General features: G+C 61.4%; 12 protein-coding genes and 1 pseudogene. 6 read left to right on the forward strand and 7 right to left on the reverse strand.

What is annotated here, in order from left to right; genetic code table 11:
* Positions 1–2 precede the first annotated feature (2 nt).
* A pseudogene (gene hppD / locus C4Q27_RS27620) lies at positions 3–1,078 on the reverse strand (4-hydroxyphenylpyruvate dioxygenase).
* A gap of 299 nt (positions 1,079–1,377) precedes the next feature.
* On the opposite strand from hppD, the gene C4Q27_RS27625 reads away from it, so the two are divergent.
* Together C4Q27_RS27625 and rarD are read left to right on the forward strand one after the other, a co-directional pair.
* The gene (locus C4Q27_RS27625; RefSeq protein WP_064493277.1) at positions 1,378–2,964 is read left to right on the forward strand and encodes a cyclic diguanylate phosphodiesterase; all 1,587 of its coding nucleotides are present in this window, start codon (positions 1,378–1,380) and stop codon (positions 2,962–2,964) included.
* A gap of 33 nt (positions 2,965–2,997) precedes the next feature.
* The gene (gene rarD, locus C4Q27_RS27630; RefSeq protein WP_064493276.1) at positions 2,998–3,885 is read left to right on the forward strand and encodes an EamA family transporter RarD; all 888 of its coding nucleotides are present in this window, start codon (positions 2,998–3,000) and stop codon (positions 3,883–3,885) included.
* Here rarD and C4Q27_RS27635 read toward each other — a convergent pair.
* On the reverse strand, positions 3,848–5,419 hold the full coding sequence (locus tag C4Q27_RS27635; protein ID WP_064493275.1) for a TerC family protein: 1,572 nt from the start codon (positions 5,417–5,419) through the stop codon (positions 3,848–3,850). The two genes, rarD and C4Q27_RS27635, sit on opposite strands and share 38 nt — an antisense overlap.
* Positions 5,420–5,710: 291 nt before the next feature.
* Here C4Q27_RS27635 and C4Q27_RS27640 point away from each other — a divergent pair, with 291 nt between their 5' ends.
* Positions 5,711–6,292 carry a LysE family translocator gene (locus C4Q27_RS27640; protein WP_064493274.1) on the forward strand — a complete coding sequence of 194 codons (582 nt, stop codon included), beginning with the start codon at positions 5,711–5,713 and terminating at the stop codon, positions 6,290–6,292.
* Here C4Q27_RS27640 and C4Q27_RS27645 read toward each other — a convergent pair.
* The 3 genes from C4Q27_RS27645 to C4Q27_RS27655 all read right to left on the reverse strand — a co-directional run bounded on the left by C4Q27_RS27645 (position 6,257) and on the right by C4Q27_RS27655 (position 9,499).
* Entirely contained in the window at positions 6,257–7,105 is an 849-nt protein-coding gene (locus C4Q27_RS27645) for an AraC family transcriptional regulator (RefSeq protein ID WP_064493273.1), read from the reverse strand. The two genes, C4Q27_RS27640 and C4Q27_RS27645, sit on opposite strands and share 36 nt — an antisense overlap.
* 47 nt (positions 7,106–7,152) lie before the next feature.
* Positions 7,153–8,271: a glycosyltransferase 61 family protein gene (locus tag C4Q27_RS27650; protein WP_104887712.1), complete on the reverse strand. Its 1,119-nt coding sequence runs from the start codon at positions 8,269–8,271 to the stop codon at positions 7,153–7,155.
* A 73-nt stretch (positions 8,272–8,344) separates the two neighbouring features.
* Entirely contained in the window at positions 8,345–9,499 is a 1,155-nt protein-coding gene (locus C4Q27_RS27655; protein ID WP_104887713.1) for a hypothetical protein, read from the reverse strand.
* 456 nt (positions 9,500–9,955) lie between these two features.
* Between C4Q27_RS27655 and C4Q27_RS27660 the strand changes: the two genes are divergently transcribed.
* The 3 genes from C4Q27_RS27660 (at position 9,956) to C4Q27_RS27670 (ending at position 13,398) form a co-directional block, all read left to right on the forward strand.
* Complete coding sequence (locus tag C4Q27_RS27660) at positions 9,956–11,575, forward strand: NADP-dependent glyceraldehyde-3-phosphate dehydrogenase (protein ID WP_020190270.1); 1,620 nt, start codon at positions 9,956–9,958, stop codon at positions 11,573–11,575.
* A 110-nt stretch (positions 11,576–11,685) separates the two neighbouring features.
* On the forward strand, positions 11,686–12,165 hold the full coding sequence (locus C4Q27_RS27665; protein ID WP_004577478.1) for a VOC family protein: 480 nt from the start codon (positions 11,686–11,688) through the stop codon (positions 12,163–12,165).
* A gap of 51 nt (positions 12,166–12,216) precedes the next feature.
* Positions 12,217–13,398 carry a hypothetical protein gene (locus C4Q27_RS27670; RefSeq protein WP_064493270.1) on the forward strand — a complete coding sequence of 394 codons (1,182 nt, stop codon included), beginning with the start codon at positions 12,217–12,219 and terminating at the stop codon, positions 13,396–13,398.
* 122 nt (positions 13,399–13,520) lie between these two features.
* On the opposite strand, the gene ilvA is transcribed toward C4Q27_RS27670, so the two are convergent.
* Together ilvA and C4Q27_RS27680 are read right to left on the reverse strand one after the other, a co-directional pair.
* On the reverse strand, positions 13,521–15,080 hold the full coding sequence (ilvA, locus tag C4Q27_RS27675) for a threonine ammonia-lyase, biosynthetic (RefSeq protein WP_104887714.1): 1,560 nt from the start codon (positions 15,078–15,080) through the stop codon (positions 13,521–13,523).
* 181 nt (positions 15,081–15,261) lie between these two features.
* Complete coding sequence (locus tag C4Q27_RS27680; RefSeq protein WP_010954313.1) at positions 15,262–15,693, reverse strand: PACE efflux transporter; 432 nt, start codon at positions 15,691–15,693, stop codon at positions 15,262–15,264.
* Positions 15,694–15,826: the final 133 nt, after the last annotated feature.

Raw genomic sequence — 15,826 nt, forward strand, 5'->3', positions numbered from 1 at the left:
GATCAGTCTGTGCTCAGCACGCCACGGCGTACCTGGTCACGTTCGATGGATTCGAACAGTGCCTTGAAGTTGCCTTCACCGAAGCCATCGTCACCTTTGCGCTGGATGAACTCGAAGAAGACCGGGCCAAGCAGGGTTTCCGAGAAAATCTGCAGCAGCAGGCGCTTGTCTTCGGGCTGCGAGGCACCATCGAGCAGGATGCCACGCGCTTGCAGTTGGTCGACCGGCTCACCATGGCCCGGCAGGCGCTCTTCCAGCATTTCGTAGTAGGTTTGCGGTGGCGCGGTCATGAAGCGCATGCCTAGCCCCTTCAGGGCATCCCAGGTCTTGAGCAGGTCATCGGTCAGGAAGGCCACGTGCTGGATACCTTCACCGTTGAACTGCATCAGGAACTCTTCGATCTGCCCTGCGCCCTTGGACGACTCTTCGTTGAGCGGGATGCGGATCATGCCATCAGGCGCAGTCATGGCCTTGGAGGTCAGGCCGGTGTATTCGCCCTTGATGTCGAAGTAGCGGATTTCACGGAAGTTGAACAGTTTCTCGTAGAACCCGGCCCAGTAGGCCATGCGCCCGCGGTAGACGTTATGGGTGAGGTGGTCGATGATTTTCAGGCCAGCACCCACCGGGTTGCGATCCACGCCTTCGATGAAGTTGAAGTCGATGTCGTAGATAGAGCTGCCTTCCTCGAAGCGGTCGATCAGATAGAGCGGTGCCCCCCGATACCCTTGATCGCCGGCAGGCGCAATTCCATCGGGCCGGTTTCGATTTCTACCGGCTGAGCGCCCAGTTCCAGGGCGCGGGCATAAGCCTCATGGGCATTGCGCACGCGAAAAGCCATGCCACATACCGACGGGCCGTGTTCAGCGGCGAAGTATGAAGCGATGCTTTTGGGTTCATTGTTCAGGATCAGGTTGATGCCACCCTGGCGATACAGGTGCACATCCTTGGAACGGTGGGTGGCCACTTTGGTGAAGCCCAGTATCTGGAATACAGGCTCAAGTACGCCTGGGGTCGGCGAAGCCAGTTCGATGAATTCGAAGCCCATCAGGCCCATTGGATTTTCAAAGATATCAGCCATGTTCGTGTTCTCATCTGCAGCGAAAATTATTGATTGCGTGGGATGTGGAACAGGAACGGCGGTGAGCACGGAATGCCCCGCACGCTACGGGCGAGGTAGTCACCTATGATCAGCTTGAACCCATGGTATGTCATATGGACCCATTCTCGGCGGGCTTGATCCTTCGGAAGTGAAGGACCTTATTGTTGTATTCGTAAATCGATTCTACATTGCGTAAAATGGTTTGTCGCGTTTTAGTTGCTCGTACGCGGCGACAAACGGCTATCCTCTCGTTTTTACTCCATGATAGTCAGATCAGCATGCCCCTTACCGTCAAACGCCGCGCCGCACTCAGCTGGCGCACGCTCTTGCCCTGGGTCGTCGGCGTGCTGCCGGTCATGTGCGGCCTGGCCGTGATGAACTGGCAGGTCGAACGTGAAATGCAGGCCAGCAGCCACGCCACCACCCGCCAGGCGTTGGAGCACGTCGAACACATCCTCGACAACCTGTCCCGTGCCGCCAATTCGCTACTTCCACTGACTGACAGCTCATGCGAGCAGGCCCAGCTCATGCTGCGGGCCCAGGTTACCCGCAATGCCTTCGTGCGCTCGACCAACCTGTTCAGGCACAACAACCTTTATTGCTCCTCGCTGTTCGGCGAGTTCGAAGAACCGGTCAATCCTGGCGATTACGTCGACGGCAAGTTATGGCTGATGGACGGCAACTCGGTTACGCCGGGCCACCCGCTGCTGGTCTACCGTGCCAGCGACGGCGACCACGGTGCAATCACCACGGTGGATGGCGACCACCTGCTGACTGCACTGCGCCTGATCGGCCCCGATGAAGAACTGCAGATCCGCGTGGGCGACGCCTGGATGGGCAAGGACGGGGTGGTCCACAAAGGCGTATCCCCTGCGGCCCCCAGTGCCAACGTGCTGATTGGCTCAACCCGCTACCCTTTCAGCGTGCAGGGCGGCTACAGTGCCGACAAGCAAGGCCAACTGTTACGCAGCCACTACCCTGGCCTGCTCAGTCTGCTGCTGGTACTGGGTGCCTTGGCGGCGCTGGTGTGCCGCTGGCAGATTCGCCGCGCCACCTCTCCGCGTGCCGAACTGGAGCGTGCCCTGCAGGCCGATGAATTCCTGCCGTATTTTCAGCCGGTGGTGCGCAAGGGCGATTACCGCTGGGCTGGCGCGGAAGTGCTGATGCGCTGGCACCACCCGCGAGAGGGCCTGGTTCGCCCCGACCTGTTCATCCCCTATGCCGAACACAGCGGGCAGATTGTCGCCATGACCCGCGCGCTGCTGACACATACCGCGCAAAGCCTGGCGCCCTATGCCGGCCTGTTGGAAGACGGCTTCCATATTGGTGTCAACATCACCGCTGACCACTGCCGCGACCTCAGCCTGCTGGATGACTGCCGCACGTTCCTGCAGCACTTTCCGCCCGGCCGGGTGGTGCTGACCCTGGAACTGACAGAGCGCAAGCTGATCGAGCCTACGCCGGTCACCCTTGAGTTGTTCGAAAAGCTGCATGCCATGGGCGTGATGATTGCCCTCGACGATTTCGGCACCGGCCAGTCGAGCCTCAACTACCTGCGGCAATTCAAGGTCGACTACCTGAAGATCGACCAGAGCTTTGTTGCCATGATCGGCGCCGATGCGCTGTCAGTGCACATACTCGAGACCATCATCGAGCTGTCGGGCAAGCTGGACCTGGGCATCGTTGCCGAGGGTGTGGAAACCGACCTGCAGCGCGACTACCTGGCCGCGCACGGGGTGGACTTCCAGCAGGGTTACCTGTTCGCCAGGCCCATGCCGGCCGCCCAGTTCCTCGAAGCCCTGGCCACTCGCCCGGGCGCAACGCAGTTGCTGCAAGATGCGCCCCCTGAGATCATGCGCAGTTGATCAACCCGCTCAATTCCCGTATTCGAGGCATTCGTGTCAAAAGGCATTGTTTCATCGGTCATGGCGTCCTGCCTGTTCGCTGTGATGTACTACTATACCTCCCTGCTCAAGCCACTCGATGGCGAAGAAATCTTTGGCTGGCGCACCCTGCTGACACTGCCCTGCCTCACATTGTTCATGCTTGTCTCGAAAGACTGGAAGCGGGTGGGCGAACTGATGGGCCGGGTAAAACGCACGCCGGTGCTGTTGCTAGGCATGATCGGCACTTCCTGGCTGATGGGGGTGCAACTGTGGCTGTTTCTCTGGGCGCCCCTGCATGGGCGCAGCCTGGAAGTGTCGATGGGTTACTTCCTGCTGCCACTGGCCATGGTCCTGACCGGGCGGCTGGTATATGGCGAGCGGCTGTCACGCCTGCAGACGGTAGCCGTGGCCTGCGCCGCACTGGGCGTAGGCCACGAGCTGTACCAAAACGGCAGTTTTGCCTGGGAAACCCTGCTGGTAACGATCGGCTACCCGATCTACTTCGTGCTGCGCCGACGCTGCCGCACCGACCACCTGGGCGGCCTGTGGTGCGACATGTGCCTGCTGCTGCCGTGGGCGCTGTACTTCGTGATCCAGAGCCCACTGTCCAACGCTGACCTGCAAGCACACCCCGGGCTGTACGTGTTGGTACCGATCCTTGGCGCGATCAGCGCTTCGGCGCTTATCGCCTACGTGCTGGCCAGCCGCATGCTGCCATTCAGCCTGTTCGGCCTGCTCAGCTACGTCGAACCCGTGCTGCTGGTAGGCGTGGCGTTGCTGCTGGGCGAAACCATCGGCCCGGATCAGTGGCTGACCTACCTGCCAATCTGGGCCGCAGTACTGGTGCTGGTGCTTGAGGGCTTCAAGCACCTGCTACGTCAGCGTCGCCGTTCGGTGTAAGCCGTACCTGGCGTACCCGTCGCTCTTCAACCGCCTCCACGGTCAGCATCCAGCCATTCCAGGCTAGCCGGTCACCGACCATCGGCAGGCGGTCGAGCAAGCTCATCACCAGGCCCGCAAGGGTCTGGTAATCCTCGGTAGCACGGGCGCTGAAGCCAGTACGCGCCTGCACCTGGCTGAGGTTCAGCGCGCCGCTGACCACGAAGCCTTCCCCCTCCTGAACGATGCCCGGGCCTTCAACCTCACTGGCATCCGGCAGCTCACCGGCAATCGACTCAAGGATGTCGGTCATGGTCAACAGCCCGGTGAAGTCACCGAACTCGTTGACCACGAAGGCAATATGGGTCGACTGACCGCGCATTTGCTCCAGGGCATTGAGGATGCTGAAGCTCTCCAGCAGGTTCAACGGCGCCCGGGCCATGCTTTCCAGGTCGGGCTGGCTGCCCGAGAGCAGTTCCTTCAGCAGTTCCTTCTTGTGCACAAAGCCCAAGGGCTCGTCCACGCGACCATCGCGGATCAGCGGCAGGCGCGAGTACGGCGAATTGGCCAGGGCCTGGGCAATGGCGTCGGCCGGTTGCGCCAGGTCGATCACATCAACCTCGGCACGGGCAGTCATCACCGTACGAATCGGCCGCTCGGCCAGGTTCAGCACGCCGCTGATCATGACCCGCTCACGGCGGTCGAACAGCACCTCTTCCCCGCCACCCTCGACCAGGTCGGCAATCTCCTCGCCGACCTCGTCAGCCTCGACCCGGCGGCCGCCCAGCAGGCGCAGCACGGCATGGGCAGTACGTTCGCGCAACGGCCTGTGCTGTTGCAGGCTGCGCTTGCGGCGGGCACGGGCCAGCTGGTTGAACAGCTCGATCAGGATCGAGAAGCCGATGGCCGCGTACAGGTAGCCTTTCGGGATATGGAAGCCCAGGCCTTCGGCGGTGAGGCTGAAACCGATCATCATCAGGAAGCCCAGGCACAGCATGATCACCGTAGGGTGGGCGTTGACGAAGCGGGTCAGCGGCTTGCTGGCAACGATCATGATACCGATCGAGAAGATCACCGCGATCATCATCACGGACAACTCATCGACCATGCCGACCGCCGTGATCACGGCATCCAGCGAGAATACCGCGTCCAGTACCACGATCTGGGCAACGATCGGCCAGAACGCGGCATGGCGCAGCGTGCCGCTGGCCTGGGTCACGTGACCTTCCAGGCGTTCATGCAGCTCCATGGTGGCCTTGAACAGCAGGAACACACCACCGAACAGCATGATCAGGTCACGGCCAGAGAAGCTCTTGCCGAACACTTCGAACAGCGGTGCGGTCAGGGTGACCATCCACGAAATGCTGGCCAACAGGCCCAGGCGCATGATGAGCGCCAGGCTCAGGCCAATGACCCGCGCGCGGTCGCGCTGATGGGGCGGCAACTTATCGGCAAGGATGGCGATGAACACCAGGTTGTCGATACCCAGCACCAGCTCGAGGACGATAAGCGTCAACAGGCCTAACCAGGCCGTGGGGTCGGCTAGCCATTCCATTAGCGGGTACTCACGAGGGGCACGTCACAAGGACGGGAGAAGGATGGCCAGAAAGGCCGAAGACTGGGGGGCTCCGCGAAGGTGCTCATATAGACCTTGATAACAAATTGGGAGAACGATGCTACAAGCACAGCAGGTTTCTGTAGTAGCGCAAAACTATTACAAAACCTGTAACAACCCTGCATCGCCATTAGCCCTGCAGGTGCGAGTCGTGCGCAGGTACTTTTGTTCAATACAGCAGAACGCCGGCCACGCGAGGATAACGCCTCCCCAACCACGCGGATCTTCCTCATGAGCCTATACCTGTCCATGGCCGCCTTCGCCCTTGCGGCCTCGATCTCCCCCGGCCCGGTCAACATCGTCGCCCTTGGCATCGGTGCCCGCCATGGCCTGCGCGCCAGCGTTGCCCATGTGGCCGGCGCCACGCTGGGGTTCTGCCTGTTGCTGGTGCTGGTCGGGCTGGGCCTGCATCAACTGCTGTTGCGCTGGCCCTTGCTGGGCCTGATGTTGCACTGGGGCGGGGTGGCGTTTCTGCTGTACATGGCGTGGAAGCTGGCCAGTGACGACGGTAACCTGAACAACGCACAGCCTACCCAAGCCCCTTCAGCCTGGCACGGCGCAGCGATGCAGTGGCTGAACCCCAAAGCCTGGTTGGCAGCCGTTGCCGGGGTGGGTGCCTACACCGGCGGTGAACAGCACTTGCTGTGGCTGTTTACCTGGATCTACGGGCCGATCTGTTTCATCTCGGTGGCCTGCTGGGCCTGGGCCGGCAGCGTGATTCGCCAGTACCTGGACAACCCACGCCACCTGCGCATGCTCAATCGGAGCCTGGCCGTGTTACTGGTCGCCAGCGCGGTTTACCTGATCCTTTAAGGCTTGCACGGCTCCTGCAGGAGCGCCCAGGCTAGCGACGGCATTTCTGTAATGCCCCGGTGTCGCCGCCAGGTGCTGTTTGAATGCCCGCTGCAGGTGTGCCTGATCAGCGAACCCGGCCTCCTGTGCAACTTCAGCAATTGAGCGGCCCTGGCGCAACTGCGCCCGGGCCAGTTGCACGCGCTGGTCTAGCAGGTAGCCATGCGGCGTCAGGCCGAAGCGTTGGCGAAAGGCACGAATCAGGTAGGACCGAGACAGGCCGCAAGCCCCGCAGATGTCCTCGAGGCTGAGCGGGTCACTGCGATGGGCGCGTATGAACGCTGCCGCTGCATCCAGCCGTGGGTTGCCCTCGCCACCCTCGCTGGCATTACCACCAAGCATGCCCGGCAACTCGTGAAACAGGGCCGCCAGGCGGGCTTCGCGATCAGGCAGCCTGGCATCGAACAGGTCGGCAAAGGCCTGCAACAGCCGCCGATACAACACAGGCGAGCGGCTCCAGGTCTGCGTGGGCAGGGTAAAACCCACTGCTTGCAACCAAGGCTGATCGACGAACAGCATCAGGTAAGACCAGGGTTCCCCGGCAACAGGGTTGCAGGTATGCACCACACCCGGGTTCATCAACACCGTGGTACCCGCCCCAACCTCAACGCACTGGTCACTGTTGATGTAAGTGCTACGTCCCCCCGTGATCACCCCGATGGAGAAACTCTCGTGAGAGTGCGCGGCGTAGCACACCTTGCGCCCGTCCCCTACCCGTCGGGCTTCGACGAACGGCAAGGCAGGGTCGCGCCAAAACCGTGATACCTCGATCATCCTCTACTGCCCTGCCCGCCGCTGATCCATGCACGGATACTACACATTTATCGAGGGAACAGATCCAGCGTGCGCTCCACCTCGTCAATATCGATCCGGAAACCATCGCCTTCCGGTAGGCCTACCACAAAGCCGAAATGCTGGTGATCACGATCCGTCAGGTATTTGTAGTAACTGACGAAACGGTTCGGCGGCTGCAAAGTCAGCAGGCAGCCTCCCGCCTGCAGCACATTCACGCCATGCACCAACTGGCTACCCTCCACCCCGATGACCACTTTAGCCCCGGCGCAGGCCGCGACAATGCTCGGCACATCGGACTTCAGCGGGTTGACGATGCGAAAACCGCGGGTCGTGCGCAGGTGTTCGGCAAGCTCCAGCTCGTTGCGCAACAGGCGCAGGTCACCATCACCGCCCCGCAACAGGAAAACCCCCGGGTGCTGCGTGTGCGTCACATGCGACAGCAGCTTGTCACCCATGGCTCGGTAGCGAGCATGCCGGCTGCGGTTGTTGCTCTGGTCATCGAACAGCACCAGCTCACGGAAGAACGCACTGCGCAGGCGCAAAGGCTTCATGTCCAACCAGTCTTCATAGGCCGGTGCCTGGGTGAACAGCGGATACCTGGCAGAGGGGGCGATGGTCACCGGGATGCCCTCGTTGCAGGCCAGCGCATAGGTCGGGCAATCTTCCATCAGCCAGGTGCCGAACCAGGCGTTACCGTTTAGCGTGCAGTAGATCGCAGCGCGGTCGATTTCATGGTCGATGAGGATGGTCGGGAAGGTACTCGGCTTCTGTGACAGCCAGTGGCTGGCCTTGCCCTTGTACAATGCCCCATCGACCAGCCATACATCCTTGATCAGGTAGCCACGGGTTGGCCCTTGCAACGTGTGGATACCTCCCGCCATGGTCTGCGCCGGGTGCACGTAGGGGTAAAACCGCTTGCCTTCCCAGCCCGTCACCCGATCCAGCTGGCCAGGCAGGAAAATGGCCGGCGGTGAAACCGTGGCTTCGCCCGGGGCAATGTCCCAACTCTTGGTGGCGACGCTCTTGAGATCGATCGCCGTTTTTCCACCCAGCCGTTTGCGCGCCATGTATCGGTAGGCGGCCAAGGTCCAGGTGTGTTGCCTGGCTGCGGGCGATGCACTGAACTGCGAGATGTCGCTTCCCATGAAGCGTCCCCCCCTGATGACGAAGACTGGAGCCCGGCGCCCGGCGCCAGATCAAAGCATCCCTGGCAGTTACTCAACTACTCGTGACTCTTTCCATGGTGGGCGGTGACTGCAAGCTGGCGTAACGGCTGCGCAATGTTTCCACAAACGGTTCGCCTGCCCCGCTGCCTCCGTAGAGATAAATCTTGTGCAGGCCACCAAACACCATTTCGTGATAGCGGCTGGCAACTTCCTCATCGCTTGGGCCATCCGGGAGCCCCAGATGCAACGTCAGCTTGTCGCCTTCGACCGCGAACATCGGCGTGTCCCACAGGAACTTTGCCGTACCGGTCTTGGGCAGGCGGACAAACAGGTACGCATGGTTACCCAGCGAGTCGATATCACCACCGCGGCGGCGCTTCCACTTCAGCAGGCCGTCGTCCGGGCGCGCCAGACACAGGCCGATGTCGTAATAATCGAAGCCCTGTTCCAGTGCCCATTCAAGCGCCATGAAAGTGGTGATCGAATTCACCTCGCGCAATTTCTTCGCATCGGAAAACACCGCCTCGCAATAGCCAAAGCGCAACGTGCTCCAGTAACGCTTGCCGCTGCGTACCACTTCACACCCCAGGTGGCAGCCAATCACCTCATCGCCCAGCATGATCAAGTCAAGCCGGCCGACACTCTTGGCAATACGGAACACCTCTTCGGTAGGAAACTGCGCGGCATGAATGCCCTGCCGGGCCGAAGCATAAGGGCGCAGCAGATCCCGGTCGGCCATGGCGATTTCTTCGTCCGAAAGGGCTTGGCGCATGTGATAAAGCGGCCGGTTCTTGCGAATGCTGCGCCGCAGTTCGCTGTCGTAGCGAGCAGTTATGTCTTCCAGAGGGCGCCCCAGCGGCACCACGGCGCTCAGGTAGTGCGGCACTGACAGCGACCCCGACGTGGGCATTTCGCTGATGACCACGACGTGGCTGGCAGCCGCCGTGGCACTTGCACCGTCCACGATCGATGCGCTGCCCTGGCCCTTGCCACCGATCAGCAGTTTGGCCATTTCTCGTTGCTGCTTGCGACCGATGTAGAGGATTTCGTACGGGCTCTCCTGTTGCGGGCGGAACCTGGCGACTTCCCAACGCCAGAGACAGGCACGCGCCAACATTTCTCGCACTTTGCTGGCCAGCAGCCTGATTTCGTAGCGCAGGGAGGGCGACAGGAGCTTGCGCGCCACAGTCGTCAAGGTCTTTTTCATTTCTTCTTCGACGTCCTTTGAAGTGCACTGTTGGCCAATCGGAACAAGAGAAAAAACCCGGCAAAAACACTTAATACTTTGATTTTTATTGTTTTACTTGAAACTTTACTATCACATTCAGTAACAATTTAAGATGCCTGCAAACGCTTTGGCAAGCGGCTTCTGGCTGACTTTTGATCAAGTTTCATGGCGTCAAATTCCCCGCATCAAACCAATGCTCAACACAACTTTTGCTATAACCATGCCCATCGAGCGTCCGCTGGCTACTTCGCTATCAATGAGTAACCTTTGACGCCTACTTTGCATCAACGTCTTTCAGTTCTCTGACTGCTTGCCGGACAGGCATTGGCGGCCATGTTGAACCAGACTGGTGTTTTTCCTGCAGCCAGTGCATGCTCGTAGCTGAAACGATTCAACTGACTTGAAAACCGCCCTTTGATGTGAGGTGCAGTACCCATGGACCGTTTGCTCGATTCACTCTTCCCCAGCGCCGAGAACATCCCGGAAACCTGGCGCCTGGGAGCCCCACTGGAACAACGCGACTACCTGGTCAACGGTGAGCTCAGGCGCTGGGACGGCCCGTTGGCCACGGTGCGCAGCCCGGTGTGGCTCAAGCAAGGCGACGAAGAGCATCAGGTCATACTGGGCAGCGCCCCGCTGCTGGATGCCGAGACCGCGCTTACCGCCCTCGATGCCGCCGTACAGGCCTATGACAAAGGCCGTGGCGCCTGGCCGAACATGCGCGTGGCCGAGCGTATCCAGCATGTGGAATCCTTCCTTGCCCGCATGCGTGAACAGCGCCAGGCCGTGGTCAAGCTGCTGATGTGGGAGATCGGCAAGAACCTGAAGGATTCGGAAAAGGAATTCGACCGCACCTGCGACTACATCGTCGACACCATCAACGCCCTCAAGGACCTGGACCGCCGCTCCAGCCGCTTCGAGCTGGAACAAGGCACCCTCGGCCAGATCCGTCGCGCCCCGCTGGGCGTGGCCCTGTGCATGGGGCCCTACAACTACCCGCTGAACGAGACCTTCACCACGCTCATCCCGGCGCTGATCATGGGCAACACGGTGGTGTTCAAGCCGGCCAAGTTCGGCGTACTGCTGATCCGCCCCTTGCTCGAAGCGTTCCGCGACAGCTTCCCGGCAGGCGTGATCAATGTCATCTATGGACGCGGCCGGGAAACGGTGAGCGCGCTGATGGCCAGCGGCAAGGTCGATGTATTCGCCTTCATCGGCACCCACAAGGCCGCCAGCGACCTGAAGAAACTGCACCCACGCCCGCATCGTCTGCGCGCCGCACTGGGCCTGGACGCCAAGAACCCGGGCATCGTGCTGCCCCAGGTCGACCTCGACAACGCTGTCGAAGAGGCCGTCACCGGGGCGTTGTCGTTCAACGGCCAGCGCTGCACGGCACTGAAGATCCTGTTCGTGCACGAGGATGTGGTCGAGGCCTTCCTCGACAAGTTTCAGCACAAATTGGCGGCGCTCAAGCCCGGCATGCCGTGGGAACCTGGCGTGGCGCTGACACCGTTGCCCGAGCCTGGCAAGGTCGACTACCTCGATGGCCTGGTTGCCGATGCGACGGAAAAGGGCGCGCGCGTGCTCAACGAAAATGGCGGGCACAGCCGCGGCTCATTCTTCTACCCGGCCTTGCTGTACCCGGTCAGCCGAGAAATGCGCGTGTACCACGAGGAGCAGTTCGGCCCGCTGGTACCGGTGGTGCCCTACCGCGACCTGCAGACCGTGATCGACTATGTGCTGGACTCCGACTACGGCCAGCAACTGAGCCTGTTCGGCAACGACCCGGCCACCATCGGCAGCCTCGTCGACATCTTCGCCAACCAGGTCGGGCGCATCAACATCAATGCTCAGTGTCAACGCGGGCCAGACACCTACCCGTTCAACGGGCGCAAGAACAGCGCCGAGGGCACGCTCTCGGTGGATGACGCTTTGCGTGTGTTCTCCATCCGGACGCTGGTCGCCACCCGCTTCCAGGAGGCCAACAAAGCGCTGATCAGCGAGATCATTCGCAACCGCCAGTCAAGCTTCCTGACGACCGACTACATCTTCTGACCGCCGCGCTTATAGACAATCGATCTAGCATCACTGTCGATTTTCCATCTGGGCGAACGACTCTAAGCAACAGGGCGCCTTTCGGCGCCCATTGCACAGGAGAGTCGAACATGGCAGTCAAACCCATCCCCGAAGGCCAGCACAGCATCACGCCCTACCTGGCCATCAACGACGCCGCCAAGGCCATCGAGTTCTACAAGCAAGCCTTTGGTGCGAAGGAAATGTTCCGCCTCGATGCCCCGGGCGGTCGTGTTGGCCATGCCGAGCTGAGAATCGGCGATTCGTCGCTGATGCTGGGCGACCCTTGCGACATGGAGGGCGGCCTCACCGCCAGCCAGAAGCTCAGCGGTGCGGGTGTAGGCCTGCACCTGTATGTTGAAGACTGCGACAAGGTCTACGCCCAGGCCCTGGCCGCCGGGGGCATCCAGTTACATCCCTTGACCGACCAGTTTTACGGTGACCGCAGCGGCACCCTGAAAGATCCGTTTGGCAACATCTGGTTCGTGTCCACCCACAAAGAGGACCTGACCCCCGACGAGATTCGCGCCCGTGCCGCGAAGATGTTCGGCGGTAGCCAAGCGGCGAGTTGAAAGCCGCGCGACTTTGCTTGAAGCTTGAGGCTCGTAGCTTGGAGCTGCTTCATGCGAATCATCGACAAAACCGCCACCCAGGTGCGCAGCCTGACCCCCGCTGAAGAGGAACTGCTGGTCGGCTTTGCCACCGGCAGCCTCGCCGGCCCGCGCCTGCTACAGGCCAACCAGCTACTGATGAAAGTGCGCAACGCCAACCAGTGGCTGGCTTGCGACTGCCGCAACGATGCCTTGCCGGTGCTCAATGTCACTCTCAACGGCAGCACCGGCACACTTTTCCTCAAGAACAACCCGGGCACCGCCGAGCACGCGCCTGGCTGCCCGTTCACCAAGGACGAGCGGGAAGCCGCCGAACGTGAAAACGACCCCGCCCCACCCGCCGCCTGGCTGCCACCCGATACACCCTTGCGCCTGATCAGCGACTTCCGTGCTGGCACGGCCGGCGCCGTCGGTGATGGCAACGACAGACGCGAACAGCAGCGCCTGCTGTCACTGCTGCTGACCTGGATTGAAACCAGCGGGCTCAACCTTTACGCCACCCACTTGAAAAAAGACCTGACCACGCAGTTTGCCGAGTTGCGCAGCGTGGCCAGCCGCTATCCGCTGCTGGAGCGGGTGCCCGCCAGCAACTACCTGGAAACCCGCCTGGACATGAAGCACATGATGATGCTCAAGTCCCGCCTGCGCGAAGCCTCTGTGTTCGGCAACCATCGCCGCCATGGCCTGCTGCTGGACTGCGTCGACCAGATCAAAGGGCGCAAGTTGTTCAACAACCGCAGCGAAGACGGCTTCGACTTCCAGGGGCATCACCTGTACTGGGGCGGGAGCCGCACCACCGGGCCGTTGCTGGCGCTGATGATCTACTCGCCGACCAGCGCCGGCAGCCATTTCTATGAGCTGATTCATGTGGCCAGTGTGCCCGTGCTGTCGCGCGCCCACCTGTTCCCGGTGTACCGCGATGAAGAGCGCGAGCCGCTCAAGGCATTGGTGTCGCTGATCGACTGGATGGCCAGTAAAGGGGTGAAAGTGCAGATGCGTCGCCCCGTGATCGGTGGGCAGGTGATGGATGAACTGGTGCTGACCTCGGACCAGGACCGGGTGTTGTCAGTGTCGCTGCTGGAACAGCCCATCGGTCCCGAGCCGGATACCGAGAACTTCAAGCGCTACGCCGACTTCAAAAGCCTTGAAACGTTCCGCAAGTTCGTTGCCGGCTTTTTCATGCGCGAGCGTTGAAACCCACGCGTTGGCTCGCGCAGTTTCTTGCAGGAGATCGCCCTGCCCTTTGGGCGGGGCGGTCACGCAGCGAACACAGGCGGCAAGCGGTTAGACAAGCGTGCATTGGCCGCACAGGTGCCTCAACCCAGGAACAGCTTGTACGCCGGGTTGTCAGTCTCGTCCCAATACCGGTACCCCATCTCGTCCAGCGTCAACGGCAAGCTCGCCAATTCGTCCGCTGGCACTTCCAAAGCAGCGAACACCCGTGCCTCCGCCGCACCATGGTTGCGGTAATGGAACAGGCTGATGTTCCAACGCTTGCCCAACCGCTCCAGAAACCCCAGCAACGCCCCTGGCCGTTCGGGGAACTCGAAGCGCAGTACCCGCTCATCAGCCCCTGACGCGGCATGCCCGCCGACGGTATGGCGCACATGCAGCTTGGCCAGCTCGTTGTCGGTCAGGTCCAGCACGCTGTACCCCTGCTCCCGCAAGCTGGCCAGCAACTGCTCACGTGGGTCGTGCACCGGGTGGGTCTGCACGCCAACGAACAGGCGCGCCTCCTTGCCGGGGTAGAAGCGGTAGTTGAATTCGGTGATCTGCCGCTTACCCAGTGCCTGGCAAAAGGCCCGGAAGCTGCCCGGCTGTTCCGGAATTGTCACGGCGATGATCGCCTCGCGCTGCTCACCCAGCTCGGCCCGCTCGGCCACATGGCGCAAGCGGTCGAAATTGACGTTGGCCCCGGAGTCGATGGCCACCAGGGTCTGCCCCTGCACACCTTCACGCGCCACGTACTTCTTGATACCGGCCACGGCCAAGGCCCCGGACGGCTCGGTGATCGAACGGGTGTCGTCGTAGATATCCTTGATCGCCGCGCACAGCTCGTCACTGCTCACCGTCACCACCTCGTCGACGAAGTGGCGGCACAGCTCGAAGCAATGGGCGCCGATCTGCGCCACCGCCACGCCATCGGCAAAGGTGCCGACCTGCGGCAGGATCACGCGCTCGCCGACGGCCATGGCAGCCTGCAGGCAGTTGGAATCTACCGGCTCGACGCCGATCACCTTCACGTCAGGGCGCAGGTACTTCACGTAGGCGGCGATACCGGCGATCAAGCCGCCACCGCCCACGGGCACAAAGATCGCGTCCAGCGCCCCCGGGCGCTGACGGAGGATTTCCATGGCCACGGTACCCTGCCCGGCGATCACATCCGGGTCATCGAACGGTGGCACGAAGGTCGCGCCTTCGCTGTCGGCCAGCTTCAGCGCGTGGGCCAGCGCATGCGGGAAGCTCTCGCCATGCAGCACCACATGCCCGCCGCGCGAACGCACGCCTTCCACTTTCAACGATGGCGTGGTGGTGGGCATGACGATGGTTGCCTTCATACCCAGATGCGATGCGGCCAAGGCCACGCCCTGGGCATGGTTGCCCGCCGAAGCGGTGATCACCCCGCGCTCACGCTGCACATCGGTCAGACGCGACAGGCGGGTGTAGGCACCCCGGATCTTGAACGAAAACGTAGGCTGCAGGTCTTCGCGCTTGAGCAACACCTGGTTGCCCAGGGCGGCAGACAAGGCCGGGGCCGCTTGCAGGGGCGTTTCAATGGCCAGGTCGTACACCGGCGCCGCAAGAATGCGCCGCACCTGCTCCGACAGCAGTTGCTGGGGGGTGACGGTAGTACGAGGGACACTGAAGCTGGTCATCGATGACTCCTTGGCTATTTTTACGTTGCCCAGGAGTCAGAGAGAAAAAACCCGCCTCCAGGGCGGGTTCGGTGCACGTACGCGCTAGCCCGCCAAGCTGATAATGGCGGTAATAATAATGGCGTTCACGTGCGGGAATGTATTCATGGGGTAGGAACTTAGCCTGCCTCGCAGCCGAAAGTCAACACTTGGCCTGCTGCGCCGAAAGCGGCACATCGAACACCTTGTCGAAGCCCCACTGGAAGACAAAGGCGTAAACGAAGAAGAACACGAACAACGCCAGATTGGTCAGCAGTGCGGCCCACAGGCTCACGTCCAGCCAGTACGCCACCAGCGGCAACAGGATCACCACCAGCCCACCCTCGAAGCCCAGCGCATGCAGCAGGCGCCGCAGGAAGGTGCGCTCACGTTTGGGCTGGCGCGCTTCCCAACGTTCGAATACCCAGTTGTAACCCATGTTCCAGCTCATCGCGATGCCTGACATCAGCACCGACAGCACGGTCGACTGCGCCATGCCGGCGCCGAACGCCAGCTCCAGTGCGGGCGCCACACAGGCGACGGCGATGGCCTCATAGAGAATGGCCTGGACGATCTTGCGGGCCTTACCTTGCATGTTCAGCTCCCTGAATGAACGACCTGTAAAGCTACAAGATGCAGCCCGCAAGAAACAGCCCGAAATTTGGACAATCCCGCGTTCGGCTGCTTGTATCTATTCCATACATGACAGTGACATCTCCTGCACCTTC

Source organism: Pseudomonas sp. SWI36 (assembly GCF_002948105.1).
Lineage (GTDB): Bacteria > Pseudomonadota > Gammaproteobacteria > Pseudomonadales > Pseudomonadaceae > Aquipseudomonas > Aquipseudomonas alloputida.